We start from the raw sequence: 24682 nt of genomic DNA, 5'->3' as shown, positions 1-24682 counted from the left end.
CACCATGCAGAGTCCGCTTTTCGCCTTCAACGACTCGCAGTCCCAGGAGCGCTACAGCCTGCAGAACAAGCAGCTGCTGCGCGTCACCCTGGAGGGCCACGACGACATCCTGGCCCGCAAGGGCACCATGGTCGCCTACCAGGGCCTCGTCGAGTTCGACGCCGAGTACCAGAGCAACAACCAGGCACGCGCACGTGCGTACACCGGCGAGGGCCTCAGCCTGATGCGCTGCCACGGGCAGGGCACGGTCTACTTCGCCAACCTCGCGCAGCACATCCATGTGGTGGACGTGGAGCAGGACGGCCTGACCGTCGACAGCAGCTACGTCCTCGCGATGGACTCCTCGCTGCACCACGAGGTCATCGCCGTCGACAGCCTCTACGGCATCTCCGGCTCGGGGAAGTACCAGCTGAACATCACCGGCCGCGGCAAGGTCGCCCTGATGACCTCGGGTGCGCCGCTGATGATGCAGGTGACGCCCGACAAGTACGTCAACTGCGACGCCGACGCGATCGTCGCCTGGTCGACCGGGCTGCGCGTCCAGATGCAGGCCCAGACGCACTCCTCGGGTGTGTGGCGGCGCCGCGGCAACACCGGCGAGGGCTGGGAGCTCAGCTTCATGGGCAGCGGCTACGCGCTCGTCCAGCCGAGCGAGCTGCTGCCGCCCCAGAACGCCCAGATCGGGCAGGGTCTCGCCGCGCAGTACGGCATGGGGCAGCACGGGGCGCGGGCGCAGAACCAGGGGAACGTCTGGAGCTGAGCGTCCAGTCAGCCAACGTAAGGGGCGCCCGCCAGTGCGGGCGCCCCTTACACGTTGCCGAGGCTCACAGCCTCGCGCGCGTCGCTTCCAGCAGCCGTACGACCGACTCGTCGGCCACGTCCGCCACCTCGTCGTAGGCGAACCAGCGCAGGTCGAGGGACTCGTCGCTGATCTCGTGGACCGCCCCGGACGGCGCCAGGACGGCGTACTGGACGTCGAAATGCCAGTGGCAGGGCGCCGGGATGGGATGCCGGTCCAGCCGCACCGGGCCGCCCGGAAGCAGCGTGAGTCCCGCGATCCCGGACTCCTCGGTCGCCTCGCGCAGTGCCGCGGCCTCCAGGGTGGGGTCGCCCGGCTCGCAGTGGCCGCCCATCTGGAGCCACATCCGCAGCTTCCTGTGCAGAGTGAGCAGAACCCGCTCACGCGAGGCATCGATCACCAGGGCGCTCGCCGTGACATGACCCGCGTGACAGGCCTTCCACATGCCGTCCGGATGGGCCGCCAAGTGGTCCAGATACGCCTGGCGCAGCTCTTCCTGGTCCTCGTACCCCTTCAGGACGAGGACCGCGTCGTCGTACAGGCTCACTCGGTGTCGTCGCCCTTGTCGTCGCCCTTGCCGTCGTCCTCGGAAGCGCCGTCCTTCTTCAGGTTGGGCTTTCCCGCGGAGCCGCCTCCCGCCGCCTCGCCGAGCATCTTGTCCAGCTCGGAGAAGTCCAGCTGCTCGCGGTGCACGAAGCCGTCCGGGTCGTCCAGGTCGGAGGCCGTCGGCAGCATGTCCGGGTGCGACCACAGGGCGTCCCGGCCGTCCACCCCGCGCGCGTCCGTGAGCGAGGCCCACAGGCGGGAGGCGTCGCGCAGGCGACGCGGACGCAGCTCCAGGCCGATCAGCGTGGCGAACGTCTGCTCCGCGGGCCCGCCCGTGGCCCGGCGGCGGCGCAGCGTCTCACGCAGCGCGTCCGCGGACGACAGACGCGGCTTCGCCGCCGCGTGCACCACCGCGTCCACCCAGCCCTCGACGAGCGCCAGGGCCGTCTCCAGACGGGCCAGGGCCGCCTTCTGCTCCGGGGTGTCCTCCGGCTGGAACATGCCCTGCTGGAGGGCGTCCTGCAGCTGCTCCGGGTTCTGCGGGTCGAACTGGCCGACCACGTCCTCCAGCTTCGCCGTGTCGACCTTGATCCCGCGCGCATACCCGTCGACCGCGCCGAACAGATGCGAGCGCAGCCACGGCACATGCGCGAACAGACGCTGGTGGGCGGCCTCGCGCAGGGCGAGATACAGCCGCACCTCCTCCTTAGGAACGCCCAGGTCCTTGCCGAACGCCTCGACGTTCACCGGCAGCAGCGCGGCCTTGCCGGCCGGGCCGAGCGGCAGGCCGATGTCGGTGGAACCGACGACCTCGCCCGCGAGCACCCCGACGGCCTGCCCGATCTGGGTGCCGAACATCGCGCCGCCCATGGAGCGCATCATGCCGATCAGCGGGCCCGCCATGGCCTGCATCTCCTCCGGCAGGACATCGCCCATCGCCGCGCCGACCCGCTCGGCGACCGGGTCGACGAGCTCCTGCCACGCGGGCAGCGTCGCCTCGACCCACTCCGCGCGGGACCACGCCACCGCGGAGCCGGCGCCGGACGGCAGCGACGTCGCGTCGTCCAGCCACAGGTCGGCCAGGCGGACGGCCTCCTCGACCGCGGTGCGCTCGGCGGCGCCGACACTCGCGTCCTTGGTGCCGTCAGGGGTGCCCTGGGAGACCGTCTGGCGGGCGATCTGCTTGGCCATCTCCCAGTTCACCGGGCCGCCCTCGTACGAGAGCATCTGGCCCAGCTGCTGGAAGGCGGCGCCCAGGTCGGTGGGGTTCAGCGAACCGAACATGGCAGCGAGCGGATTGTCCGCACCGGGGCCGCCGAAGCCTCCGGCCCCCGGCAGCCCGCCGAAACCGAACGGGTTGGCCGGTCCCTGACCACCACCGCTCTGCTGGTCCTTCTTCTTGCCCTCGTCGCCGTCTTCCGGCTCCTCCGGCGGAAGGCCGAATCCGAATGGGGTGTCACTCACGGGATTCCTCGGCTGGTAAGGCCGCCGGGTTTCCTCCGACGGCACGGCTGCCCGATAACACCACCCAGCGTAGACACCATGGGCGGTTCGGGCCTCGGTGCTTCGCCGACTCTCGGCCTGCGGCAGGATGGATGCCACCTGGTACGGACGCGTCACTCGCGTTCTTACTGAAGACAACCGCTGGAGACGCCCGGTGAGTTCCCCAGATCCGCAGGTTCGCGCAGCGCGAAACGAGTCAACCAGTTCCGCCACGCGCGGGCCCGTCGTCGCGGTCACCGGCGCCGCCTCCGGCATCGGCGCCCTGCTCACCGAACGGCTCGTCGCCTCCGACGAGATCAAGCAGGTCATCGCGATCGACGAGCGGCGCGGCGAGTGCGCGGGGGCGCAGTGGCACATCCTGGACGTACGGGATCCGGCCATCGCGGACAAGCTGCGGGGCGCCGACGTGGTGGTGCACCTGGCGCTCGATCTGGATCTGGAGACCGATCCCGCCGCCCGTACGGCCTACAACGTACGCGGGACGCAGACCGTGCTGACCGCGGCCGCCGCGGCCGGCGTCCACCGGGTCGTGCTGTGCACGTCCGCCATGGTGTACGGGGCGCTGCCGGACAACGAGCTGCCCCTGTCCGAGGACGCGGAGCTGCGGGCCACGGCCGAGGCCACCGGCGTCGGGGACCTCCTGGAGATCGAGCGGCTCGCCCGGCGCGCGCCGCGCGCGCACCCCGGACTCAATGTCACCGTCGTACGGCCCGCGGTGCTCGTCGGAGGCACCGACACCGCGCTGACCAGGTACTTCGAGTCGCCCCGGCTGCTCGTTGTCGCCGGCTCGCGGCCCGCCTGGCAGTTCTGCCACGTCGAGGACCTGTGCAGCGCCCTGGAGTACGCCGTCCTGGAGAAGGTCGACGGGGAACTCACGGTGGGGTGCGACGGCTGGCTGGAACAGGAGGAGGTCGAGGAACTCAGCGGGATCCGGCGGATGGAACTGCCGTCGGCTGTCGCGCTGGGCGCGGCGGCCCGGCTGCACCGGATCGGCCTGACACCGTCCCCGGCCGGGGACCTGGCGTACACGATGTACCCCTGGGTGGTCAGCGGGAGCCGGCTGCACGACGCGGGCTGGCGGCCGCAGTGGACCAACGAGGAAGTGCTCGCGGAGCTGCTGGAGGAGGTCTCCGGCAGGCACACCGTCGCCGGCCGCCGGCTGGGCCGCAAGGACGCGACGGCGGCCGGGGCCGCGGGCGCGACGGTGGCGCTGCTGGGCGCGGCGGCCGTCGTGCGCAGGGCCCGCAAGGCCCGCCGCCGGATCTGAGAGCGAGCCTTGTAGGAGGCTCCAAGCCCGCACACGCGCGTGCCGGGTGAAACGTCTGTTCCGGGTTGTCGGCGGTGTACGGCACGATGGAGGCATGGCACCCAGCAACGACCACCCCGGCGAGCAGACAGCGCAGGACCCCATCAAGCTGATCGCCGTCCGTGAGACCGCGCTCTCCCTGGACGAGGTCTTCCGGGCCGTCGGGGACGACGCCGCGGGCGGGACCGCGCTGTTCGTGGGCACCGTGCGGAACCACGACGGGGGAGCCGATGTCGACCGGCTCGGCTATTCGTGCCACCCCAGTGCCGAGGCCGAGATGCGGCGGGTCGCCGAGAAGGTCGTGGCCGGATACCCGGTGCGGGCCCTGGCCGCCGTTCACCGGGTCGGCGATCTGGCCGTCGGGGATCTCGCCGTGGTCGTCGCCGTTTCGTGTCCGCACCGGGGCGAGGCGTTCGAGGCCTGCCGGAAGCTGATCGACGATCTCAAGCACGAGGTGCCGATCTGGAAGCACCAGACCTTCTCGGACGGAACAGAGGAATGGGTGGGGGCCTGCTGAGCCCCCTCCGCCACACCCGGGTTGCGTAACCGCACCCCTGGCGTCAGCGTTCTCAGTGTGACTGGTTAATCTGCTGATCAGTCAGTTCTTGCGGTCGCTCACTGGGGTCGGGAGGTCGGCATGGGGGCGCTCCTGTGGTTGTTGATTCCGCTCATCGCAGCGATCGGAGCCGGTCTGTGGGGCAGTTGGGCCAACCGGACCCGCAAGGTTCGCGGGGACGGGCCCGAGCTCGACGGGTACGCCCGCTTCCGTGAGGCCATGGAGAAGCCGCCCTCCCGTACGTGACATGACAGAGGTGGGGCTGACGGTGCGCTGACAGGACCTTCCCGTACTGTCTTGGCATGCCACGCCGCACCGCGACGATGCTCGCCTCCACCCTGATGCTGATCGCGCTCCTGTGCGCGGGAGTCTTCATTCCCGTGCCGTACTCGGAGATGTCCCCGGGACCCACGGTCAACACGCTCGGGAACCACGACGGCGAGCCGGTGCTGCAGATCTCCGGGCGCAAGAGCTACGCGGCCGACGGCCACCTCAACATGACGACCGTGCGGGTCACCAGCGCCGACTACAAGATGAACCTCGTCGAGGCCGTCTACGGCTGGCTGGCCCACGACAGCAAGGTCGTGCCGCACGACACGCTCTACCCGGACGGCAAGACCGAGGAGCAGTCGACCCAGGAGAACGCCGAGGAGTTCAGCCAGTCCCAGGAGAGCGCCAAGGTCGCCGCCCTCAAGGAACTCGGCATCCCGGTGAGGAGCTGGGTGATCGTCTCGACCGTGGTCAAGGGCTCCCCGGCGCAGGGCCGGCTGCACGCCGGAGACGTGATCAAGGCCGTGGACGGTACGGCCGTGAAGCAGCCCTCCGACGTCGCCAAGCTGGTGACCAGGCACCAGCCCGGCGAGAAGGTCGACTTCACGATCGTGCCCGCCAAGGAGAAGGCGGCCGCCGAGAAGAAGAACACGACGGCGACCACGACCCGCGACGTCACGATCACGACCACCACCTCCGACGACAGCGGCAAGAAGCGCGCCATCGTCGGGATCTCCGCGGGGACCGATCACACCTTCCCGTTCACCATCGACATCAAGCTCGCCGACGTCGGCGGTCCGAGCGCCGGTCTGATGTTCGCGCTCGGCATCTACGACAAGCTCACCCCGGGCAACCTGACCGGCGGCAGGTTCGTGGCCGGCACCGGCACGATCGACGACAGCGGCAAGGTCGGCCCGATCGGCGGCATCGAGATGAAGACGGTCGGCGCGCGCGACAAGGGCGCCCAGTACTTCCTGACACCGGCCGACAACTGCAAGGCCGCCGCCAAGGACACCCCGAGCGGCCTCACCCTGGTCAAGGTGAACACCATCGAGGACGCCCTCGGCGCGCTGAAGGACATCCGCACCGGAAAGACCGCCGACCTGCCGAAGTGCACGGCCAAGTAGCCCGAAGGGCTGCGGCGGCCTACTCCTCGAAGGTCGCGGCCAGGGCCTGCGCCAGGCCCGGCACCAGGTCGGAGCCCGTGACGACCTCCGTCGGGGTGTCCTTCTCGCGCAGCCGCAGCGCCGAGTCACGGGCACCGTCGCGCAGCACCGCCACCGTCATCCGGACCTCCTGACGGTCCGGGTGCCCGGCCACCCACTTCGCCAGCCCCGCCTCGTCCAGCCCCTCCGGGACCTGGGACTCGGCCGACGGCGGCAGCATCAGCCGCTCCACGGTGAGCGCGCAGCCGGCCACCGCGTCGGGCCAGGCGATCGTCGCGAGGAACTCGTCCAGCGGCTTGCCGGCCGGGATCTCGTCCTGCTCGACCGGGGTGAGACCGGTGGTGTCGGGTTCGTCCGCAAGGCCCAGCTGGGCCGCGAGCGCGGGCTCCTGGGACCGCAGCCGAGCGGTGTCTACGAGGGCGAAGAGGCGGGCGGGCTGGTCCCAGCCGAGGCCGGAGGCGTACTCGTCGATCTCGAGTACGGCCCGGGTGAGGGGGCTCGCTGCCATGGGAGTGTTGGACATGGTCACAATCCTGCCTCGTTCATGGCCGGAATCGGGAACCGAGTAAACGGTGAGTAAGTTGCATAGGTGTGGGCCCGCGATCACGGGGGGCCACGGAGGGGCTCACGAACACGCGGGGGCCTGACGAACCGACAGCGACTTCGAGGTGCGCACCTTGGCTTTCCAGATGCCGGACCGCGGCGGAGGCCCGACGGGGCCACGGATCAGAGTGGGCCGCCCGTCCCGGCGAGTCCGGACCCTGCTGATGACACTGGGCGTCCTCGCCGTCCTCGGCATGGCGTTCACCATGTTCGCGGGCTTCTGGACGGACTGGCTCTGGTACCGCTCCGTGAAGTACTCGTCCGTCTTCACCACCACCCTGTGGACCAAGATCGGACTGTTCTTCGTCTTCGGTCTGCTGATGGCCCTCGCGGTCGGGGTCAACATCTGGCTCGCGCACCGGCTGCGGCCGCCGCTGAGCGCCATGTCCATGGAGCAGCAGAGCCTGGACCGCTACCGGATGGGCATCGCCCCGTACAAGACCTGGCTGCTGCTCGGGATCACCGCCCTGGTCGGTCTGATCGCCGGCGCCTCGGCGTCGAGCCAGTGGCGCACCTGGCTGATGTGGGTCAACGGCGTGCCCTTCCACCAGAAGGACCCGCAGTTCCACCTCGACGTGTCCTTCTACGCCTTCGACCTGCCCTGGTACCGCTTCCTGCTCGGCTTCGGCTTCGCCGCCGCGATCCTCTCCCTGATCGCCGCCGCGCTCACCCACTATCTGTACGGCGGCCTAAGGATCACCTCCCCGGGCGCGCGCGCCACCGCCGCCGCGACCGGCCACCTCTCGGTGCTGCTCGGCATCTTCGTCGCCCTGAAGGCCGTCGCCTACTGGCTCGACCGGTACGGCCTCGCGGTCAAGTCCAGCGACTTCAAGGCGACGGACAACTGGACGGGCCTCAGGTACGTCGACGCGAACGCCTATCTGCCGGCGAAGACGATCCTGTTCTGCATCGCCGTCATCTGCGCGCTGCTGTTCTTCGCCACCCTGTGGCGCCGCACCTGGCAGCTGCCCGTGATCGGCTTCGGCCTGATGGTGCTCTCGGCGATCCTCATCGGCGGGCTCTACCCCGCGATCGTCCAGAAGTTCCAGGTCCAGCCCAACGAGCAGGCCAAGGAAGCGCCGTACGTCCAGAAGAACCTCAAGGCGACGCGTGAGGCGTACGGCATCGACGACACCAAGGTGACCGACTACTCGGGGACGAGCACCACCAAGGACAAGTCGAAGCTGCGCGACGGCGTCGACGACGCGGCGAGCATCCGCATCCTGGACCCGAACATCGTCTCGCCGACCTTCCAGCAGCTCCAACAGATCAGGAACTACTACGCGTTCCCGAACAATCTGGACGTCGACCGCTACAGCAAGGACGGCAAGGAGCAGGACACCGTCATCGGTCTGCGCGAGCTGAACCTCAACGGCATCCCGAAGAACAACTGGATCAACGACCACTTCCGCTACACCCACGGCTATGGAGTGGTCGCCGCCAAGGGCACCGAGGTCCAGGACGGCCAGCCCGTCTTCACCGAGTCCGACCTGCCGTCCACGGGTGACCTCGGGAAGTACAAGCAGCAGATCTACTACGGCGAGAAGACCACCACCTACTCGATCGTCGGCGGTCCCCAGCAGGAGATCGACTACTCCGACGACAGCGGTGAGAAGACCACCAGCTACAAGGGCAACAGCGGCGTCAACCTCGCCAACCCGATCAACCGGGCCGCCTACGCGGTCGCGTTCAACGAGCCGCAGATGCTCTACTCCGGAGCGATCGGCAAGGGTTCGCGGATCCTGTACAACCGCACTCCCAAGGAGCGCGTCGAGGCGGTGGCGCCCTGGCTGACCATCGACGGCGACGCCTATCCGGCGGTGGTGCACGGCCGTATCCAGTGGATCGTCGACGCGTACACGACGACCAACGGATACCCGTACGCCTCCCGGACGACCCTCGGCGACACCACCGCCGACTCGCTGACCGCGACCAACACCAACCGTGCGGTGGTGGCCCAGCAGAACCAGGTCAACTACATCCGCAACTCGGTGAAGGCGACCGTCGACGCGTACACCGGCGAGGTCAAGCTCTACCAGTGGGACACCGCGGACCCCGTCCTGAAGACGTGGATGAAGGCCTTCCCGGGCACGGTGAAGCCGAAGCAGGACATCTCGCACGAGCTGCAGGCCCACTTCCGTTACCCGCAGGACCTGTTCAAGGTGCAGCGCGAGCTGCTCAGCCGCTACCACGTGACGGACGCGCAGACCTTCCTCACCGGCAGCGAGGTGTGGCAGGTGCCGGACGACCCGACCAACAAGTCGGGCAACGCGGTGCCGCCGTACTACCTGAGCATGAAGATGCCCGGCCAGTCCTCGCAGGCGTTCTCGCTGACGACGACCTTCACGCCGAACGGCCGGGACAACCTCAGTGCGTTCATGGCGGTCGACGCCGACGCGAGCACCAGTGACTACGGCAAGATCAGAATCCTGAAACTGCCGACGAGCACCACCGTCGACGGACCCAAACAGGTACAGAGCAAGTTCAACTCCGAACAGAACATCGCCGCGGCGATCAAGCTCCTCAAGGGCGGCGACTCCGACATCGAGTACGGCAACCTGCTGACGGTGCCGCTCGACGGAGGACTGCTCTACGTGGAGCCGGTCTACGTACGCGGTGGTGGACTCAAGTACCCCCTGCTGCGCAAGGTGTTGGTGACCTACGGAGGCAACACCGCCTTCGAGGACACCCTCGACCAGGCCCTCAACAAGGTCTTCGGAGCGGAGAGTTCGACCCCGCCGCCGTCGGACACGGGGACGACCCCGCCGCCGACGTCGAACAACCCCACGGTCCAGCAGGCGCTGAACGACGCCCAGAAGGCCTTCGACGCCGGCCAGGAAGCCCTGAAGAAGGGCGACTGGCAGGCCTACGGCCAGGCGCAGAAGGACCTCCAGGACGCCCTCAAGCGGGCCGAGGACGCGCAGTCCAAGGCCGGCGGGACGAGTGGCGGCGGCAACAAGAGCAGCAGCAGTCCCAGTCCGAGCCCGAGCGGCAGCTCCGGCAGCGGCTGATCATGCCCGCCCCGCGTCGTGGTACGGTTGCCACACAACGACGCGGGGTGGAGCAGCTCGGTAGCTCGCTGGGCTCATAACCCAGAGGTCGCAGGTTCAAATCCTGTCCCCGCTACTGCAGTCGAAGGCCCGGATCCTCAAGGATCCGGGCCTTCGTGGTGTGCGAACGCATGTGCCGGTCAGGGGGATCGTCATGCCGCCTCCGGGAGTTGGGGGAACTGTGTTTGACTTGTCTCTCTGTGGGCATGTCGACAAAACGCTGAAGTGACCTCACTGGCTGCGGTATACCAGGTGTACCCAGGTTGCAGGTGGTGCGACGATGGACGTTATGGGGGACAAGGCAACTCTGTTCGAGACAGGGCGATTTGTGCAGCCTTCCGAACCGGGCGAAGCCGGGGAGGTGGCTGAGGAGGCCGTCGAGGAAGTTCGTCAGAGGCTCGCCGCCGAGGCCGGCGATGTCGAGGCGATGAGTGTCCTCGGGGCCATGCTGCTGCGCCGTGGTGATCTCGACGGAGCCGAGCCCCATCTGCGTGCCGCCACCGCCGCGGGGGACCGCGCCGCGGCCAACAACCTGGGAGTCCTTCTCCACCAGCGGGGATACGCCGACGACGCGGCCGGCTGGTGGCGGATCGCCGCCGTCGCCGGGTCCGCGGCCGCCGCCCATGCGCTGGGCCGTCACCACCGCGAGCGCGGGGACGAGCCCGCCGCCGAGTACTGGCTGCGGCAGTCCGCCGAACAGGGGCACGCCCTGGGCGCCTACGCGCTCGCCGACCTGCTGGAGCACCGAGGGGACGGCGGAGCCGAGGACTGGATGCGGGCCGCGGCGGAGCGCGGGCACCGGGAGGCGGCGTACCGCCTGGCGCGCGCACTCGACCGCAGGGCGGCCCACCAGGGCGAGGACGGGGCCGACAACGGTGTCGCACTGCTGGCCCAGGCCGAGCAGTTCTACCGGCAGGCCGCCGCGCGCGGACACCGGCGGGCCGCGCTGCACCTCGGCGCGATCCTGGAGAAGCGCGGTGAGCTCAAGGAGGCGGGGCGCTGGTATCTGACGTCCGCCAAGGACGGCGAGGCGCGCGCCGCCTGCGCGCTGGGGTTCCTGCTGCGGGACGCCGGAGACACCGAGAGCGCCGCCGTGTGGTGGCTGAGGGCCGCGCAGGACGGGGACGGCAACGCCGCCAACGCGCTCGGCGCCCTCCACGCCGAGCGTGGGGAGACGCAGACCGCCGAGCGCTGGTACCGCGCCGCGATGGACGCCGGTGACGACAACGGCGCCTACAACCTCGGGCTGCTCTGCGCCCAGCAGGGCCGGACCGCGCAGGCCGAGCAGTGGTACCGCCGGGCCGCGTACGCCGGACACCGGGAGGCGGCGAACGCCCTGGCGATCCTGCTGCTGCAGGGCGGCGACACGACCGGCGCCGAGCCGTGGTTCTCCAAGGCCGCGGAGGCCGGGAGCGTGGACGCCGCGTTCAACCTGGGCATCCTGCACGCCGGGCGGGCCGAGGACGACATCGCGCTGCGCTGGTACGAGCGTGCCGCGGCAGCAGGGCACACCGAGGCGGCGCTCCAGGTCGGCATGGCGCGGCTGCGGGACGGGGACGAGCGGGCGGCGGAGCGGCATCTGCGCTGCGCGGCAGGAGGCGGCAGCGCGGAGGCCGCGTACCGGCTGGCGACCGTGCTGGACGCCCGGCGGCCGCCCGCGCCCGCGCATGAGCTCGGGGAGTCCGTGCACGAGAAGACCGAGTGCGAGGAGTGGTACGAGCGCGCGGCCTCCCAGGGGCACCGGCGGGCGCAGGTGCGGGTCGGGATGATGGCCGCGGCCCGCGGCGACGTGGTGGAGGCGGCGCGGTGGTACCGCGCGGCCGCCGAGGCCGGGTCCCGCAACGGCGCCTTCAACCTCGGGCTGCTGCTGGCCCGCGAGGGGAGCGAGCCGGAGGCGGCCGTGTGGTGGACACGGGCCGCCGACGCGGGGCACGGGCGGGCCGCGCTGCGGCTGGCCCTGGTCTACGCGCGTCGGGGGGAGCTCGCGGAGGGGCAGCGGTGGGCGGACCGGGCGGTGTCCCTGGGGCCGGCGGAGGTGTCGGAGCGGGCGGCGCGGTTGCGGGACGCGTTGCTGGAGGAGCTGTCGGCGTAGCGGCTGAAAATCCACACCTGCGCCGGGCCCGCCGTAAGCGATTTGCCTCTGGTCGCGGGCTTCACGTAATGTTGCGTTCACCGACGCGGGGTGGAGCAGCTCGGTAGCTCGCTGGGCTCATAACCCAGAGGTCGCAGGTTCAAATCCTGTCCCCGCTACTGAAGGCCGAGGGCCGGAATCCAGTGAATGGATTCCGGCCCTCGGTGTTTCGCTGCTCTTGGTGCTTCCGTGCTCTTGGTGCTTCCGGGCTCTGGTGTCGCAGAGGCTGGTTACGCCGCCGCGCAGTTGGGGCAGATGCCGCGGTACGTGACCTCGACGTCCGAGACCGTGAAGCCGAAGCGCTCCGTGTCGGGGAGGTCGGCGAGCGGGTTGCCGCTCGGGTGGACGTCGCGGATCGCGCCGCACTGGGCGCAGACCAGGTGGTGGTGCGGCCGGTGCGCGTTCGGGTCGTACCGCTTGGCGCGCTTGTCGGTGGAGACCTCGAGCACCTCGCCGAGGGAGACCAGCTCACCCAGCGTGTTGTAGACGGTCGCGCGGGAGATCTCGGGCAGCTTGGCGACGGCCCGGGAGTGGACCTCGTCGGCGGTCAGATGCACATGCTCGCCGTCGAGAACCTCGGCCACGACGCGCCGCTGCGCGGTCATCCGCCATCCGCGTCCGCGCAGCCGTTCCAGAAGGTCGCTCATGAAATCCAGCCTAACAGCAGGGGGACCATTTTCCGAACAGGTGTGAGTTTGGATCGCTGCTCGAATTGGACTCGGTCCAATCTGGTTTCCGGTCCCCCTGCGTGGTCAGGCGGGCACGTGCTGCCGTGCCGGTGCCCAGCAGCGGATGATGTCGCGGACGGAGACGATGCCGGCCGGCTCCCCGTGGTCAAGGACGATGAGATGGCGGAAGCCGCCGTGGGCCATGGCGCGGGCCGCCTCCTCCAGCGTCCAGGACGGGGCGGCGAAGACGACGTCGTTGGTGGTGTGGTCGTGGGCTCGCTCGGTGTCGGGGCTCTGGCCGAGGCCGATGGAGTTGAGGATGTCACGTTCGGTGAGGATGCCGATACCACCGGCGTCGGGGTCCAGGACCAGGGCCGCGCCGACCCGGCGGGCGGACATCAGGGCTGCGGCCTGGCGGAGGGTGTGGGCGGGGCCGATGGTCAGAACCACCGTGCTCATGGCGTCGCGGACGAGCATGGACTTCAGCCACCTCCAAAGGAATCCACTTGGTTCCGGCCCGGCGCCGGAGGCGCCTATGGGAACTTCACAAGTTCACAAGTGGGGGGACTCTCAGGGTCGCAGGTAAAGCGGGGGTCAACAAGAGGGCGCGTGCGGCCAATTGAGGGCGCACGCGCTCATCTGTGCTTTTGCGGGTGCTCCTCAGTAGCGCTCGTTGAGATAACCCAGCAACTCGTCGTGCAGCAGGCCGTTCGAGGCGGCCGCGTTGCCGCTGTGCGGGCCCGGGCGGCCGTCCAGGCCCGTGAAGGTGCCGCCCGCCTCGGTGACGATGATCGTGTTGGCGGCCATGTCCCACAGGGAGAGCTCCGGCTCGGCGCAGATGTCGACCGAGCCCTCGGCGACCATCATGTACGGCCAGAAGTCGCCGTACGCGCGCGTGCGCCACACCTCGCGGGTCAGGTCCAGGAAGCCGCCCAGCCGGCCCTGGTCCTCCCAGCCGGACAGGGAGGAGTACGCGAACGAGGCGTCCGACAGCTTCGCGACCCGGGAGACCTGCAGACGGGAGGCGGAGGAGAGGCTGCGGCCCGTGTAGGCGCCATGACCCTTCGCGGCCCACCAGCGGCGGCCCAGAGCGGGCGCGGAGACCACGCCGACGACGGGCTGGAAGCCGGTCTCGCCCGCCTCCATCAGGGAGATCAGGGTCGCCCACACCGGGACACCGCGTACGTAGTTCTTGGTGCCGTCGATCGGGTCGACCACCCAGCGGCGGGGGCCCGTGCCCTCCAGGCCGTACTCCTCGCCGAGGATCGCGTCGCGTGGGCGGGCGCGCTGGAGCTGGCCGCGGATGAGCTCTTCCGCCGCCTTGTCCGCCTCGCTCACCGGAGTCATGTCCGGTTTCGTCTCGACCTTGAGGTCGAGCGCCTTGAAGCGGGACATCGTTGCCGCGTCGGCGGCGTCCGCGAGGACGTGGGCGAAACGGAGATCGTCGAGGTAGTCCGGCATGGAACGAACGCTATCCGGCGAGGTCGCGGTGGGGCCACCAGGCCATGCTCACGGTTTGGCGGCACATTGCTGCCTTCGGGGGCGGCACACGGCGGCCGGGAGGCGCCCCCGCGTGCGCTCGCGAACCCTTGACAGTGCCCTTGTGCGCGTCAAATCTGGGCGCAGAGCCGCTCGCCCCAGGGAGGCGATGATGCCTGCAGCGCGGGAATCCCTACTGGACGCCGCGTACACGGCGCTGGCGCGCCGACCGTGGTCCGCCGTACGGATGGTGGACGTCGCCTCGGCCGCCGGAGTGTCCCGGCAGACCCTCTACAACGAGTTCGGCAGCAAGGAGGGGCTCGCCAGGGCACTGGTGAGAAGGGAGGCGGACGGCTATCTCGCCGGGGTCGAACGTGCGCTCGCCACGCACAGCGACGCCCGCGACCGGCTCACCGCGACCGCCGAATGGACCGCGTCGACGGCGCGCGAGAACGCACTCGTACGGGCCATGCTGACCGGCTGCTGGAGTGAACGGCTGCCCTCGCCGACGCTGTCCGCGGTGCCGTCCTCCTCGGCGGTGCCGGCGCAGCGCCGGGCGGACGGTCCGCTGCCGTCGCCCGGCGACTTCGTGGCGATGGTCCGGGACCGGGCCGTGGCGGTGCTGTCGAAGCCGGGGGCGGTCAAGTCGGACACGGCGGATCTGGCGCGCTCCTGCGAGCTGGTGGTGCGGCTGGCCCTGTCCTGTGTGGCGGCGCCGCCGGGGGAGGGCGGGGTGGCGGACCTGGTCCGCACGGCCCTGCCCCGGCAGGCGGTGTGACGGGTCGCAGGGTCGCCCGCTGCTCGAAGTGACCGGTTTCGGCGCCGACTTCGGCAGGCGAGCGGCTGTACGCGGGCCGACCGCGCGCCGGAGCGCGGCGAAGTCCCCCGGCCAGTAGGGGAGTCGGGGTCCGCCGAGGAGGGAACTGCTCGACGGGCAGTGGCTGGTGGGCGCCGGAGAACGGGAGTTGACGACTTCGGGCGGCGGTCTGCGGCCGCCCGAAGTCGTCTAGTGGGCGGATCCGGAGAGCTGGAGGCCGATCACGCCCACGATGACCAGGCTGATCGAGACCAGCTTCAGCGTCGACACCAGGTCGCCGAGGAAGACCATGCCGTAGATCGCGGTGCCCGCCGCGCCGATGCCGGTCCACACGGCGTAGGCGGGGCCGACGTCCAGCTTCCTCAGGGACAGGGTGAGCAGACCGAAACTGCCCAGGGCGAAGGCGCAGAACGCGATCGTCGGCCACAGGCGGGTGAATCCGTGGGAGAGCTTGAGGCACACGGCGAAACCCGTCTCGAGCAACCCGGCCACCACTACCAGCAGCCACGCCATGTGCTGTCCTCCCGTATGTCCGGCTCGGTGCGATTATGCACTTACCGGGCTCGGCGCCTCACAAACACCGCGGAGGTCAGTCGCCCTCCTTGCGCTCCCGCGTGGACAGCAGCCGGCGCAGCGAATAGAGCCGGGCCGGGTCGGCGTGACCCTCGGCCACCCACTCGTCCAGCGCGCAGTCCGGCTCGTCGTGACTGCACGCGCGTGGGCAGCCCTCCGTCCCCGGCTCCAGGTCGGGGAAGGCATGGATGACGCGGGACGGGTCGATGTGGGCGAGGCCGAAGGACCGCACGCCCGGCGTGTCGATCACCCAGCCGTCGTCGCCGCTGAGCGGGAGCGCCAGCGCCGAGGTGGTCGTGTGGCGGCCGCGGCCGGTCACCGCGTTCACATGGCCGGTCAGCCGCCGGCGGTCCTCCGGGACCAGCGCGTTGACCAGGGTCGTCTTGCCGACGCCCGAGTGGCCGACGAACGCCGTGATCCTGCCGTCGAGTTGCTCGCGCACGCGGTCCGCCGCGTCGCCGTTCTCCAGCTCCTCGCGGCTGGTGACGACGTAGGGGATGTCCAGATCGCCGTACAGCTCCAGGAGCTTGTCGGGCGGGGCCAGGTCCGACTTGGTCATGACCAGGAGAGGTTCCAGGCCGCCGTCGTAGGCCGCGACCAGGCAGCGGTCGATCAGGCGCGGGCGGGGTTCCGGGTCGGCCAGGGCGGTGACGATGGCGAGCTGGTCGGCGTTGGCGACGACCGCGCGTTCGTACGGGTCGTCGTCATCGGCGGTGCGGCGCAGCAGCGAGGTGCGCTCCTCGATGCGGACGATGCGCGCGAGGGTGTCCTTCTTGCCGGACAGGTCGCCGACGAGGGCCACCCGGTCGCCGACGATCGCCGCCTTCCGGCCGAGTTCGCGGGCCTTCATCGCCAGCACGATCCGGTCGTCGACCAGGCAGGTCAGACGGCCCCGGTCGACGGTGAGGACCATGCCCTCGGCGGCGTCCTCGTGCTTGGGCCGGATGTTGGTGCGCGGCCGGTTGCCCTTGCGGTTAGGGCGGCTGCGGATGTCGTCCTCGTCGGTGTGCTTGCCGTAGCGGCGCATGGCGGAAGTCCCTACGCCCCGAGCATCCCGGCCCACATGTCGGGGAAGTCCGGCAGGGTCTTCGCCGTCGTCGCCACGTTCTCGATCTGCACACCCTCGACCGCGAGGCCGATGATCGCGCCGGCCGTCGCCATACGGTGGTCCTCGTACGTGTGGAAGATCCCGCCGTGCAGCTTGCGGGGGCGGATGTGGAGGCCGTCGGCGGTCTCGGTGACGTCACCGCCGAGCTCGTTGATCTCCTTGGTGAGCGCGGCCAGCCGGTCCGTCTCGTGCAGCCGCAGATGGGCCACGCCGCGGAGGGTGGAGGGGGAGTCCGCGAGGGCCGCGACCGCGGCGATGCCCGGGGTCAGCTCGCCGACCTCGCTCAGATCCACGTCGATACCCCGGATCGCGCCCGAGCCGGTGAACTCCAGGCCGTACTCGGTCAGTTCGCAGGAACCGCCCATGTCGGTGAAGATCTCCCGCAGCTTGTCGCCGGGCTGCGTGGTGCGGGACGGCCAGTCGGGGATCACGACCTTGCCGCCGGTCACCAGGGCGGCCGCCAGGAACGGCTGCGCGTTGGACAGGTCCGGCTCGATGGTCAGGTCCCGGCCGAGCAGCGCGCCCGGCGTCACCCGCCACACATTGGGCTCGCCGCCCGACTCCGGGGTGTCCACCTGGGCGCCGACCGCGCGCAGCATGTCGACGGTCATACGGATGTGCGGCAGGGAGGGCAGGGAGCTGCCGACGTGACGGACCTCGACACCCTGGTTGAAGCGGGGGCCGGACAGCAGCAGGGCGCTCACGAACTGGGAGGACGACGAGGCGTCGATCTCCACCGGGCCGCCGTCCAGGGCGCCCCCGCCGTGCACGGTCAGCGGCAGCGCGCCGCGGCCGTCGTCGTCGATGCGCGCGCCGAGCACGCGCAGGGCGTCGATGACGCCGTTCAGGGGGCGCTCGTACGACCTCGGGTCGCCGTCGAAGCGGATGGGGCCGTCGGCGAGCGCGGCCACCGGGGGCAGGAAGCGCATCACGGTGCCGGCGTTGCCGACGTCGACCGTGGCCGGGCCGTGCAGGCCCGTGGGGAGCACCCGCCAGGTCTCGCCGGTGCCGTCGGGGCCCACGCCCTCCTCGATGCCGACACCCAGCGCCCGCAGGGCGCCCGCCATCAGCAGCGTGTCGCGGGAGCGGAGGGGGCGGCGCAGCCAGCCGGGTTCGCTTGCCAGCGCCGCCAGGACGAGGGCGCGGTTGGTGACCGACTTGGACCCCGGCACGTGGACCGTCGCGTCGACGGCTCCGCTCGCGGTGGGGGCGGGCCAGAGGGCGGTGTGTGCGGGGTTTGTGGCCATGGGGCCACTTTATAAGCAGGGGGTTGCGCAGGACGTCTTGCGTCTGCGGCGCCATCGTGGCTGTTCGCGCCCCGCGGCGGAGCCGCTGATCGAACGGCCCCGCGCCCCTGCGGGGCGGCTGGTCATTGCGCCAGCAGCCAGCGCCCTCCGCCTATCAGCGAGCACAGGCTCACCGCGTGGAACAGGAACAGCCACAGGCCCGCCGGGACATGCGTCAACCGCGACAACTGGTCCGCGTCCGAGTCCCCGGCACTCCCACGGCTCCGCTTCGCCTGCAGTTCGAACGCCGGGCGTACCCCGCCGACCAGCAGGAACCACACCACCGCATACGCGAACGCGGCCTGCACCTGCGGTCCCGCCAGCCAGGACACCAGGAGGAACGTGCCGCCGGTCAGGACCACCGTCAGGGCGCCGTACGCGTTGCGGATCATCACCAGCATGGCGACGAGCAGGGCCGTCGCCAGCCACAGCAGCAGGGTGATGTGGCCGACGGCGAGCAGGGCCGCGCCGCCCAGGCCGAGGAGCGGGGGAGCGGTGTAGCCGGCGGCCGCGGTGAGGATCATCCCCAGGCCGTGCGGCTTGCCCCGGCTGACGGTGAGGCCGCTGGTGTCGGAGTGCAGCCGTATGCCTGTCAGCCGGCGTCCGGTGACCAGGGCGATCAGGCCGTGGCCGCCCTCGTGGGCGATGGTGATGGCGTTGCGCGAGATGCGCCAGACGTTGTGCGGGACGACCACGGCCAGCGCGGCGACCAGGGTCGCGATCACCACCCAGAGGTCGGGGTCCGGCTGGCTGCCGGAGACCTGGTCCCAGAGGGAGGCCAACGAGTCGGATGCGTGGGTGTGCATGTTCGGCTGTGGCTCCCTGGAGTCGTATCGAATCTGGCAGTGTGGCACGTATGTGCGGACGGTATGCAGCGAGTCGTGGGCCCGAGGATCTCGCAGGAATCTTTGAGATCGAGAAGTGGGAACCCGAGGAGACCCTCGCGCCCGACTACAACGTGGCCCCCACCAAGGAGGTCTACGCCGTCCTGGACCGCCCTCTTAAGGACGTCGACGACCCGCGGCCGGTTCGGCAGCTGCGCAAGCTGAAGTGGGGCCTGGTGCCGAGCTGGTCGAAGACCCCCGAGGGCGGCGCCCGCATGATCAACGCCCGGGCCGAGACCGTCCATGAGAAGCCGTCGTACAAGCGGGCCTTCGTCTCCCGTCGCTGCATCATCCCCGCCGACGGCTACTACGAGTGGGTCACCGGCAAGGGCGAGCGGGACCTGGAGGTCGAGGGGAAGAAGAAGCGGCCCCGCAAGCAGCCGTACTTCGTGCTGCCCGCCGACGGGTCGGTCTTCGCCATGGCCGGGCTGTACGAGTTCTGGCGGGACAAAACACTGCCGGACGACCACCCGCAGGCCTGGTGGGTGACCTGCTCCGTGATCACGACCGAGGCGGAGAAGACACCGCTCGCCGTCGCCCCGGCAGAGGGCCCGCACGCGCTCGCCGACATCCACCCCCGGATGCCGCTGATGCTCACCCCGGACCGCTGGGACGCCTGGCTCGACCCCTCGCGCACCGACCCCGAGGACCTGCGGTCGCTGCTGGATCCGCCGCCCGCCGGGCTGATGCGCGCCTACCCCGTGTCCACCGCGGTCAGCAACGTCCGCAACAACGGGCCGGAGCTGCTGAAGGAACTCGAAGGCCCCGAAGAAGGCACACTTTTCTGATGTGACAGATCTGACAGAAGTGACACAGGACGTCGAGACCGATGCCGGTCCCGCCCGCATCACCTGGCGCCACGCCGACCGGCCGCGGCTCGTCCTCGCCGTCAGCCACGGCGCCGGCGGCGGCATCGGGGCACGGGACCTCCAGGCCCTCGCCCGGGTCCTGCCCGGACAGGGAGTGACCGTCGCCCTCGTCGAGCAGCCCTGGCGGGTGGCCGGCAAGAAGCTGGCGCCCGCCCCGAAGACGCTCGACCTCGGCTGGCGCGGGATCTGGCCCGCGCTCGCCGAGCCCGGACTGCCGGTGGTCTCGGGCGGACGGAGCGCGGGGGCCAGGGTCGCCTGTCGTACGGCCGTCGAGCTCGGCGCCCGTGCCGTCCTCGCCCTCAGTTTCCCGCTGCATCCGCCGGGCAAGCCGGAGAAGTCCCGCGCCGACGAACTGCTGGGCTCCGGGGTGCCCACCCTCGTCGTACAGGGCGGGAACGACCCCTTCGGACGGCCCGAGGAGTTCCCGAAAGGGGCGTACGAGCTGGTCGAGGTCCCGTACGGCGATCACGGGTTCGCCGTGCCCAAGCGGGCGGAGATCACCCAGGAGCAGGCGCTGGAGATCATCACGGACGGCGTCACGCGGTGGACCGCGTCACTCGGGTGACGGCGGGGAATGCCGCGAGGACGGCCACTGTTGAGGCGGACAGAAGTGCTGGAGACCAGCACCGATCGTCGTAGGAGAGGAAGTCCGCCGCATGGGTTCGACCATCTGCCCGAGCCGCAGCAGCCGCACTGACCTGGACTGGACGGTGCTGACTGCGGCCAAGACCACCCCTATTCGAGGGGCGGCGGGGACGGGTCGTCGTCTATCCTCCGATTCTGGCGACACCGGTTTCGGTGCTGCCCGGAATCTTGAGGAGGTGGGTCCGGTCACTGGGATCGACGCAGGGACCGACAACGGCCAGGCGGAGCTGCCCGAGGGCCAGGGCATCAGCGCGGAGTCGACCGCGGAGCGCAGCGCGCGCTTCGAGCGGGACGCGCTCGAATTCCTCGACCAGATGTACTCGGCCGCCCTGCGCATGACGCGCAACCCTGCCGACGCCGAGGACCTGGTGCAGGAGACGTACGCGAAGGCGTACGCGTCCTTCCACCAGTTCCGCGAAGGCACCAATCTCAAGGCGTGGCTGTACCGGATCCTCACCAACACCTTCATCAACTCGTACCGCAAGAAGCAGCGTGAACCCCAGCGCTCCGCGGCCGAGGAGATCGAGGACTGGCAGCTCGCCCGCGCCGAGTCGCACATGTCGACCGGTCTGCGCTCCGCGGAGTCGCAGGCGCTCGACCACCTGCCCGACTCGGACGTGAAGGAAGCACTCCAGGCGATCCCCGAGGAATTCCGCATCGCCGTCTACCTCGCCGATGTCGAGGGCTTTGCGTACAAGGAGATCGCGGACATCATGGGGACACCCATCGGTACGGTGATGTCCCGGCTGCACCGGGGCCGCCGTCAACTGCGCGGCATGCTCGAGGACTACGCGCGCGAGCGCGGACTGGTCCCGGCCGGCGCCGGAGAGTCGGACGAAGCGAAAGGCTCGGGCTCATGAGCTGCGGAGAGCCGCACGAGACGGACTGCAGTGAGGTCCTCGACCATCTCTACGAGTTCCTCGACAGTGAGATGCCGGACGTCGATCGCGACAAGTTCAAGCAGCACTTCACGGAGTGCTCGCCGTGCCTGGAGAAGTACGGCCTGGAGCAGGCCGTGAAGAAGCTGGTCAAGCGGTGCTGCGGCCATGACGACGTACCGAGCGACCTGCGCGCCAAGGTCCTGGGGCGGCTGGACCTGATCCGCTCCGGACAGGCCGTCCCCGAGCACGACATCACCGCGACCCCGCAGGAGTCCTGAACTCCCCCGGACCTTCGTCCGGAATGCCTGGAACGGGCTGTCGTCACTCGAACGTGCTAATCCGCGGTTCATAAGCCCGCGGACTCCCCTCGGCCCGCCCTAGTCTCCTCAGCCGGAGCAGGTTTCGGCCGGAAGGGGCGTGATGGAGGCGGTTCCGGCACGGGCACGCGCGTACGTCGCCTGTACGGTCCTCGGGGCGCTGCTCTGTCTGCTTCCGCTGCTCGCCGTCCACACCTCCTGGCGGGCGGTCGCCCTGCTCGCCCTGCTGTACGCGGGCTGCGAGCAGGCCGCCGCCCGATGGCGCTTTGCCGGAACGTTCTACCCCGTACTGCTTGCCGGTGCCTTTCTGTTGCCGCCCCCGGCCGCCGCCCTGGTGGCGCTGCCGGGGGCGCTGCTGTCCCGGGTCGACCAGCGGCCGCGCCGGCTGCGGCGGAGCTGGCGCGCCGCCCAGCTGGTGCTCGGCGTGTGGGCCGCGGGCCGGGTGCACTGGTCGCTGGGCGGGCGGGACGCGGTCGTCGCCTCCGACTTCCCGTACGCACTCGTGCCCGCGGGCGCCGCGGTGCTGGCCTTCTGCCTGGTGCTGACCACCCTCGACGGCGGGATCCGCGCGCTGGCCGAGCGGGTGCCGGTACGCCGGGCCTGGCGGGGGCTGTTCGTACGGTCCCTCGCGCCCGTGGTGGTGCACGGTCTCGCCGGGCTGATGATGGCTGTCCTGTGGCGCAGCCCGTACGGGCCCGTCGCCGCGCTGCTGGTGCTACTGCCGATGTGTGTGTCCTGGTGGGTGTTCACGCAGTACCACCGGGAGCGCGCCGCCCACCGGGCGACGATCCGGGCGCTGGTGCAGGCCGTCGACATCAAGGACGAGTACACGCGCGGCCACAGCGAACGGGTCGGCCAGGCCTCCATGATGATCGCCCGGGAACTCGGCATGGACGACGAGCGCGTCGAGGTCCTCCGGTTCGCCGGGATCCTGCACGACGTGGGCAAACTCGGCGTCCCCACACGGCTGTTGAGGAAGGACGGGCCGCTGACGCCCGAGGAACGCCGGGTGATCGAGCTGCATCCCGAGTACGGCCACGAAATGGTGCGCGGAATCGGTTTTCTGGGCGAGGCCAGGGCCGCCGTACTCCACCATCACGAACGCCTTGACGGCAGCGGATATCCGTACGGGCTGCGCGGAAGCCAGATCCCCGAGTCGGCGCGGGTGGTGGCCGTCGCGGACGCCTTCGACGCGATGACGTCCACGCGGTGCTACCGGCGCGCCCGGCCGGTCCCGGCCGCCCTGGAGGAGCTGGAGCGGTGCGCCGGGGCGCAGTTCGACCCCCGCATGGTCGCGGCGCTGGCGCAGGCGCTCGGCCGCTGCGGCTGGCATCCCACGGTCACCGCGGAGGAGCAACCCCACGTGCCCGCACCCGCAGCGGCCGTCTCCAGCCGACCGGGGGCCCGCGGGTGAGCGCCCGGTGGCCGCGGTGGAGCGCCCCTGCGTGCCCGTGCCCGCCGGGGTTGTCTCCGGTGGGCCGGGGGCGTGGGGATGGGCCGGGGCCCTGGGGTCGGGGCCCGGTGGTCGCGGCGGAGCGTCCCTGCCCGCCCGTGCCCGCCGAGGCCGTTCCAGTCCGCAGGCGGCCTGGGGACGGGCGCCCGGCTGCCGTGGCGGGGCGCCCTGTGTGCCCGTGCCCGCCGGGGTTGTCTCCAGTGGGCCGGGGACCTGGGGATGGGCGCCTGGCAGTCGTGGCGGGGCGCCCTGTGTGCCCGTGCCCGCCGGGGTTGTCTCCAGTGGGCCGGGGACCTGGGGATGGGCGCCTGGCAGTCGTGGCGGAGCGTCGCTGCCTGCCCGTGCCCGCCGCGGGTGTCTCCAGTCGGCCGGGAGGTCACGGATGAGCGCCCGGTGGTCGCGGCGGCGCAGCTCTGCCTGTGAGCGCCCGGTGGTCGGGGCTGAGCAGCCCCGTCCGCCCCGGCGTGGGGAGGCCGTTTCCAGTAGGCGCGGAGGGCTCGGATGAGCGGCCGGCCACCGCTCACGCTCGTCATCCACGCCTGCGCCGGCCTTCTCGCCGTCGGCTCCCTCGCCGTCACCCACCGGGCCGGACTGGAGGAGCGCTCCACGGCCCTCGCCTTCGGTCTGCTCGTCACCATCGGTGAGCTCAGCCGCTGGACCGGCGCCCGGGTCAGGGAGGCCGCGCCGCTCGGGGCCGCGGGCGCGATGTCGTACGCCCTGCTCGGGGAGAACGCCGGGCAGCCCACCCACCACGGCGTCACCCAGGTCGTCGCCGTCGTCCTCGCCGCCGCCCTCATCGGCAGCGTGCCGCACATCGCCCGCGGACGCGGGCCCGTGCTCGACCATCTCGCGCGGCGCGTGCTCACCGTCGGGTTCGCCGCCGTCTGCTTCCAACCCCTGTACAACCGGGGGGCGTTCGGCGAATGGCACGGCCCCGCCTACGCCCTGCTGCTCCTCGCCCTCCTCGCGCTCACCGCACTGTGCGACGCCGTGCTCGCCGCCGCACTCGCCCACTCCCGTACCCGGTGGCCCTTCGGCCCGCTGCTGCGGGACGAGCTGCACGCCCTCCTCGGCATCGGCTCCGCCGTGTGCGCCACGGGCGCCGTGATGGCTCTCGCGGTCGCCGTCGTCGGGCTGTGGGCGCTGCCCGTGTTCTCGCTGCCGCTGCTGCTGACCCAGCTGTCCTTCAAGCGGTACGCGGCCGTGCGGACCACCTACCGGCAGACCATCACCTCCCTCGCCCGCGCCACCGAGATCGCCGGGTACACGCCCGCCGGGCACGCCCGCCGGGTGGCCGCCCTCAGCCGTGCCGTCGGTCGCGACCTCGGACTCACCCGTCCCGAACTGACGGTGCTGGAGTACGCCGCCCTCATGCACGACATCGGCCAGCTCAGCCTGGTCGACCCGGTACCGGCGGGCGCCACCGCCGGCCTGCCCGCGGCCGAGCAGCGCCGTATCGCCCTGCTCGGCGGGGCCGTCGTACGTCAGACCGGGGTCGACTCGGCGGTCGCCGTGGTCGTCGAGCGGCAGGCCGACCCCTACCGGGAGCAGCCCCTTGCCGCCCGGATCGTGCGGGCCGTCAACGCCTACGACGAGAAAGCACGCGACGCGGGGCCCGGCGGGCCCCTGACGGCGCTGGAGGAGCTGCGGCTGGCCACCGCCGGGGACTATGCGCCCGAAGTGGTGGAATCGCTGGCCCGGGTCCTCGCACGGGACTGTCTGACCCTGCCCGCGGCTGGGTAACCCATGGGTAATGAGCGCCCTTCCAGCCG

At 70.9% G+C, this 24682-nt stretch carries 24 protein-coding genes and 2 tRNA genes; 16 read left to right on the top strand and 10 right to left on the bottom strand.

Annotated features, from left to right (window positions below; translation table 11 throughout):
- The first annotated feature begins 4 nt into the window (after window positions 1–4).
- On the top strand, window positions 5–760 hold the full coding sequence (locus ABT254_RS26135; RefSeq protein ID WP_351474633.1) for an AIM24 family protein: 756 nt from the start codon (window positions 5–7) through the stop codon (window positions 758–760).
- A 64-nt stretch (window positions 761–824) separates the two neighbouring features.
- Here the strand turns inward: ABT254_RS26135 and ABT254_RS26130 are convergent, their stop codons facing one another.
- Both ABT254_RS26130 and ABT254_RS26125 read right to left on the bottom strand, forming a co-directional pair.
- Window positions 825–1346 (bottom strand): NUDIX hydrolase, encoded by a 522-nt coding sequence (locus tag ABT254_RS26130; RefSeq protein WP_351474630.1) that lies wholly within the window; start codon window positions 1344–1346, stop codon window positions 825–827.
- A complete protein-coding gene (locus ABT254_RS26125) occupies window positions 1343–2809 on the bottom strand; it encodes a zinc-dependent metalloprotease (RefSeq protein WP_351474627.1) in 1467 nt (488 codons plus the stop codon). Before ABT254_RS26125 ends, ABT254_RS26130 begins: the two co-directional genes overlap by 4 nt.
- Before the next feature lie 193 nt (window positions 2810–3002).
- Here ABT254_RS26125 and ABT254_RS26120 point away from each other — a divergent pair, with 193 nt between their 5' ends.
- The 4 genes from ABT254_RS26120 (at window position 3003) to ABT254_RS26105 (ending at window position 6107) form a co-directional block, all read left to right on the top strand.
- Window positions 3003–4115: an SDR family oxidoreductase gene (locus ABT254_RS26120; RefSeq protein WP_351474624.1), complete on the top strand. Its 1113-nt coding sequence runs from the start codon at window positions 3003–3005 to the stop codon at window positions 4113–4115.
- A 94-nt stretch (window positions 4116–4209) separates the two neighbouring features.
- Window positions 4210–4671: a molybdenum cofactor biosynthesis protein MoaE gene (locus tag ABT254_RS26115; RefSeq protein WP_351474622.1), complete on the top strand. Its 462-nt coding sequence runs from the start codon at window positions 4210–4212 to the stop codon at window positions 4669–4671.
- A 120-nt stretch (window positions 4672–4791) separates the two neighbouring features.
- Complete coding sequence (locus ABT254_RS26110) at window positions 4792–4956, top strand: hypothetical protein (RefSeq protein WP_351474619.1); 165 nt, start codon at window positions 4792–4794, stop codon at window positions 4954–4956.
- A 56-nt stretch (window positions 4957–5012) separates the two neighbouring features.
- On the top strand, window positions 5013–6107 hold the full coding sequence (locus tag ABT254_RS26105) for a YlbL family protein (protein WP_351474616.1): 1095 nt from the start codon (window positions 5013–5015) through the stop codon (window positions 6105–6107).
- Between the two features lie 19 nt (window positions 6108–6126).
- Here ABT254_RS26105 and ABT254_RS26100 read toward each other — a convergent pair whose 3' ends face one another.
- On the bottom strand, window positions 6127–6669 hold the full coding sequence (locus ABT254_RS26100) for a PPA1309 family protein (RefSeq protein WP_351474614.1): 543 nt from the start codon (window positions 6667–6669) through the stop codon (window positions 6127–6129).
- Window positions 6670–6835: 166 nt separating this feature from the next.
- Between ABT254_RS26100 and ABT254_RS26095 the strand changes: the two genes are divergently transcribed.
- The 4 genes from ABT254_RS26095 to ABT254_RS26080 all read left to right on the top strand — a co-directional run bounded on the left by ABT254_RS26095 (window position 6836) and on the right by ABT254_RS26080 (window position 12049).
- A complete protein-coding gene (locus tag ABT254_RS26095; protein ID WP_351474692.1) occupies window positions 6836–9760 on the top strand; it encodes a UPF0182 family membrane protein in 2925 nt (974 codons plus the stop codon).
- A gap of 41 nt (window positions 9761–9801) precedes the next feature.
- A tRNA-Met gene (locus tag ABT254_RS26090) sits at window positions 9802–9875 on the top strand.
- A 204-nt stretch (window positions 9876–10079) separates the two neighbouring features.
- Entirely contained in the window at window positions 10080–11891 is a 1812-nt protein-coding gene (locus ABT254_RS26085) for a tetratricopeptide repeat protein (RefSeq protein ID WP_351474612.1), read from the top strand.
- Between the two features lie 84 nt (window positions 11892–11975).
- A tRNA-Met gene (locus ABT254_RS26080) sits at window positions 11976–12049 on the top strand.
- 111 nt (window positions 12050–12160) lie between these two features.
- On the opposite strand, the gene ABT254_RS26075 is transcribed toward ABT254_RS26080, so the two are convergent.
- The 3 genes from ABT254_RS26075 to hisN form a co-directional block, all read right to left on the bottom strand.
- Window positions 12161–12577, bottom strand: a complete 417-nt coding sequence (locus tag ABT254_RS26075) for a Fur family transcriptional regulator (RefSeq protein ID WP_115906041.1) — start codon at window positions 12575–12577, stop codon at window positions 12161–12163.
- A gap of 105 nt (window positions 12578–12682) precedes the next feature.
- Complete coding sequence (locus tag ABT254_RS26070) at window positions 12683–13075, bottom strand: CBS domain-containing protein (RefSeq protein WP_351474608.1); 393 nt, start codon at window positions 13073–13075, stop codon at window positions 12683–12685.
- Window positions 13076–13258: 183 nt separating this feature from the next.
- Window positions 13259–14059: a histidinol-phosphatase gene (hisN, locus tag ABT254_RS26065; RefSeq protein ID WP_351474605.1), complete on the bottom strand. Its 801-nt coding sequence runs from the start codon at window positions 14057–14059 to the stop codon at window positions 13259–13261.
- A gap of 187 nt (window positions 14060–14246) precedes the next feature.
- On the opposite strand from hisN, the gene ABT254_RS26060 reads away from it, so the two are divergent.
- Window positions 14247–14855 (top strand): TetR/AcrR family transcriptional regulator, encoded by a 609-nt coding sequence (locus ABT254_RS26060; protein WP_351474602.1) that lies wholly within the window; start codon window positions 14247–14249, stop codon window positions 14853–14855.
- Window positions 14856–15083: 228 nt separating this feature from the next.
- Here the strand turns inward: ABT254_RS26060 and ABT254_RS26055 are convergent, their stop codons facing one another.
- The 4 genes from ABT254_RS26055 to ABT254_RS26040 all read right to left on the bottom strand — a co-directional run bounded on the left by ABT254_RS26055 (window position 15084) and on the right by ABT254_RS26040 (window position 18667).
- Window positions 15084–15407 carry a DMT family transporter gene (locus ABT254_RS26055; RefSeq protein WP_351474599.1) on the bottom strand — a complete coding sequence of 108 codons (324 nt, stop codon included), beginning with the start codon at window positions 15405–15407 and terminating at the stop codon, window positions 15084–15086.
- A gap of 76 nt (window positions 15408–15483) precedes the next feature.
- On the bottom strand, window positions 15484–16494 hold the full coding sequence (gene rsgA / locus ABT254_RS26050) for a ribosome small subunit-dependent GTPase A (RefSeq protein WP_351474598.1): 1011 nt from the start codon (window positions 16492–16494) through the stop codon (window positions 15484–15486).
- 11 nt (window positions 16495–16505) lie between these two features.
- Window positions 16506–17822 (bottom strand): 3-phosphoshikimate 1-carboxyvinyltransferase, encoded by a 1317-nt coding sequence (aroA, locus tag ABT254_RS26045; RefSeq protein ID WP_351474597.1) that lies wholly within the window; start codon window positions 17820–17822, stop codon window positions 16506–16508.
- 122 nt (window positions 17823–17944) lie between these two features.
- Window positions 17945–18667 carry a M50 family metallopeptidase gene (locus ABT254_RS26040; protein ID WP_351474594.1) on the bottom strand — a complete coding sequence of 241 codons (723 nt, stop codon included), beginning with the start codon at window positions 18665–18667 and terminating at the stop codon, window positions 17945–17947.
- Between the two features lie 50 nt (window positions 18668–18717).
- Here ABT254_RS26040 and ABT254_RS26035 point away from each other — a divergent pair, with 50 nt between their 5' ends.
- The 6 genes from ABT254_RS26035 to ABT254_RS26010 all read left to right on the top strand — a co-directional run bounded on the left by ABT254_RS26035 (window position 18718) and on the right by ABT254_RS26010 (window position 24653).
- Window positions 18718–19533 (top strand): SOS response-associated peptidase, encoded by an 816-nt coding sequence (locus tag ABT254_RS26035; RefSeq protein WP_351474591.1) that lies wholly within the window; start codon window positions 18718–18720, stop codon window positions 19531–19533.
- Between the two features lie 19 nt (window positions 19534–19552).
- Window positions 19553–20179 (top strand): alpha/beta hydrolase family protein, encoded by a 627-nt coding sequence (locus tag ABT254_RS26030; protein WP_450751393.1) that lies wholly within the window; start codon window positions 19553–19555, stop codon window positions 20177–20179.
- 256 nt (window positions 20180–20435) lie between these two features.
- Window positions 20436–21119, top strand: a complete 684-nt coding sequence (gene sigR / locus ABT254_RS26025) for an RNA polymerase sigma factor SigR (RefSeq protein WP_351474585.1) — start codon at window positions 20436–20438, stop codon at window positions 21117–21119.
- Window positions 21116–21418 (top strand): mycothiol system anti-sigma-R factor, encoded by a 303-nt coding sequence (gene rsrA / locus ABT254_RS26020; protein ID WP_351474582.1) that lies wholly within the window; start codon window positions 21116–21118, stop codon window positions 21416–21418. Before sigR ends, rsrA begins: the two co-directional genes overlap by 4 nt.
- Before the next feature lie 142 nt (window positions 21419–21560).
- Window positions 21561–22871, top strand: a complete 1311-nt coding sequence (locus ABT254_RS26015) for an HD-GYP domain-containing protein (protein ID WP_351474580.1) — start codon at window positions 21561–21563, stop codon at window positions 22869–22871.
- A gap of 540 nt (window positions 22872–23411) precedes the next feature.
- Entirely contained in the window at window positions 23412–24653 is a 1242-nt protein-coding gene (locus ABT254_RS26010) for an HD-GYP domain-containing protein (protein WP_351474577.1), read from the top strand.
- The last annotated feature ends 29 nt before the right edge of the window (window positions 24654–24682 follow it).

The organism is Streptomyces sp. NPDC001137 (assembly GCF_040298885.1).
In the GTDB taxonomy this organism is placed as follows: domain Bacteria; phylum Actinomycetota; class Actinomycetes; order Streptomycetales; family Streptomycetaceae; genus Streptomyces.
The sequence above is the reverse complement of the archived record's forward strand: the minus strand, read 5'-3'. Positions and strand labels throughout refer to the sequence as shown.

Excerpts from the sequence above, each read along its gene's own strand:
- ABT254_RS26135 (WP_351474633.1), top strand. The coding sequence starts at position 5 with ATGCAGAGTCCGCTTTTCGCCTTCAACGACTCGCAGTCCCAGGAGCGC.
- ABT254_RS26115 (WP_351474622.1), top strand. The coding sequence starts at position 4,210 with ATGGCACCCAGCAACGACCACCCCGGCGAGCAGACAGCGCAGGACCCC.
- ABT254_RS26110 (WP_351474619.1), top strand. The coding sequence starts at position 4,792 with ATGGGGGCGCTCCTGTGGTTGTTGATTCCGCTCATCGCAGCGATCGGA.
- ABT254_RS26105 (WP_351474616.1), top strand. The coding sequence starts at position 5,013 with ATGCCACGCCGCACCGCGACGATGCTCGCCTCCACCCTGATGCTGATC.
- ABT254_RS26100 (WP_351474614.1), bottom strand. The coding sequence starts at position 6,669 with ATGTCCAACACTCCCATGGCAGCGAGCCCCCTCACCCGGGCCGTACTC.
- ABT254_RS26095 (WP_351474692.1), top strand. The coding sequence starts at position 6,836 with ATGCCGGACCGCGGCGGAGGCCCGACGGGGCCACGGATCAGAGTGGGC.
- ABT254_RS26085 (WP_351474612.1), top strand. The coding sequence starts at position 10,080 with ATGGACGTTATGGGGGACAAGGCAACTCTGTTCGAGACAGGGCGATTT.
- ABT254_RS26075 (WP_115906041.1), bottom strand. The coding sequence starts at position 12,577 with ATGAGCGACCTTCTGGAACGGCTGCGCGGACGCGGATGGCGGATGACC.
- ABT254_RS26070 (WP_351474608.1), bottom strand. The coding sequence starts at position 13,075 with ATGCTCGTCCGCGACGCCATGAGCACGGTGGTTCTGACCATCGGCCCC.
- hisN (WP_351474605.1), bottom strand. The coding sequence starts at position 14,059 with ATGCCGGACTACCTCGACGATCTCCGTTTCGCCCACGTCCTCGCGGAC.
- ABT254_RS26060 (WP_351474602.1), top strand. The coding sequence starts at position 14,247 with ATGATGCCTGCAGCGCGGGAATCCCTACTGGACGCCGCGTACACGGCG.
- ABT254_RS26055 (WP_351474599.1), bottom strand. The coding sequence starts at position 15,407 with ATGGCGTGGCTGCTGGTAGTGGTGGCCGGGTTGCTCGAGACGGGTTTC.
- rsgA (WP_351474598.1), bottom strand. The coding sequence starts at position 16,494 with ATGCGCCGCTACGGCAAGCACACCGACGAGGACGACATCCGCAGCCGC.
- aroA (WP_351474597.1), bottom strand. The coding sequence starts at position 17,822 with ATGGCCACAAACCCCGCACACACCGCCCTCTGGCCCGCCCCCACCGCG.
- ABT254_RS26040 (WP_351474594.1), bottom strand. The coding sequence starts at position 18,667 with ATGCACACCCACGCATCCGACTCGTTGGCCTCCCTCTGGGACCAGGTC.
- ABT254_RS26035 (WP_351474591.1), top strand. The coding sequence starts at position 18,718 with ATGTGCGGACGGTATGCAGCGAGTCGTGGGCCCGAGGATCTCGCAGGA.
- rsrA (WP_351474582.1), top strand. The coding sequence starts at position 21,116 with ATGAGCTGCGGAGAGCCGCACGAGACGGACTGCAGTGAGGTCCTCGAC.
- ABT254_RS26015 (WP_351474580.1), top strand. The coding sequence starts at position 21,561 with ATGGAGGCGGTTCCGGCACGGGCACGCGCGTACGTCGCCTGTACGGTC.
- ABT254_RS26010 (WP_351474577.1), top strand. The coding sequence starts at position 23,412 with ATGAGCGGCCGGCCACCGCTCACGCTCGTCATCCACGCCTGCGCCGGC.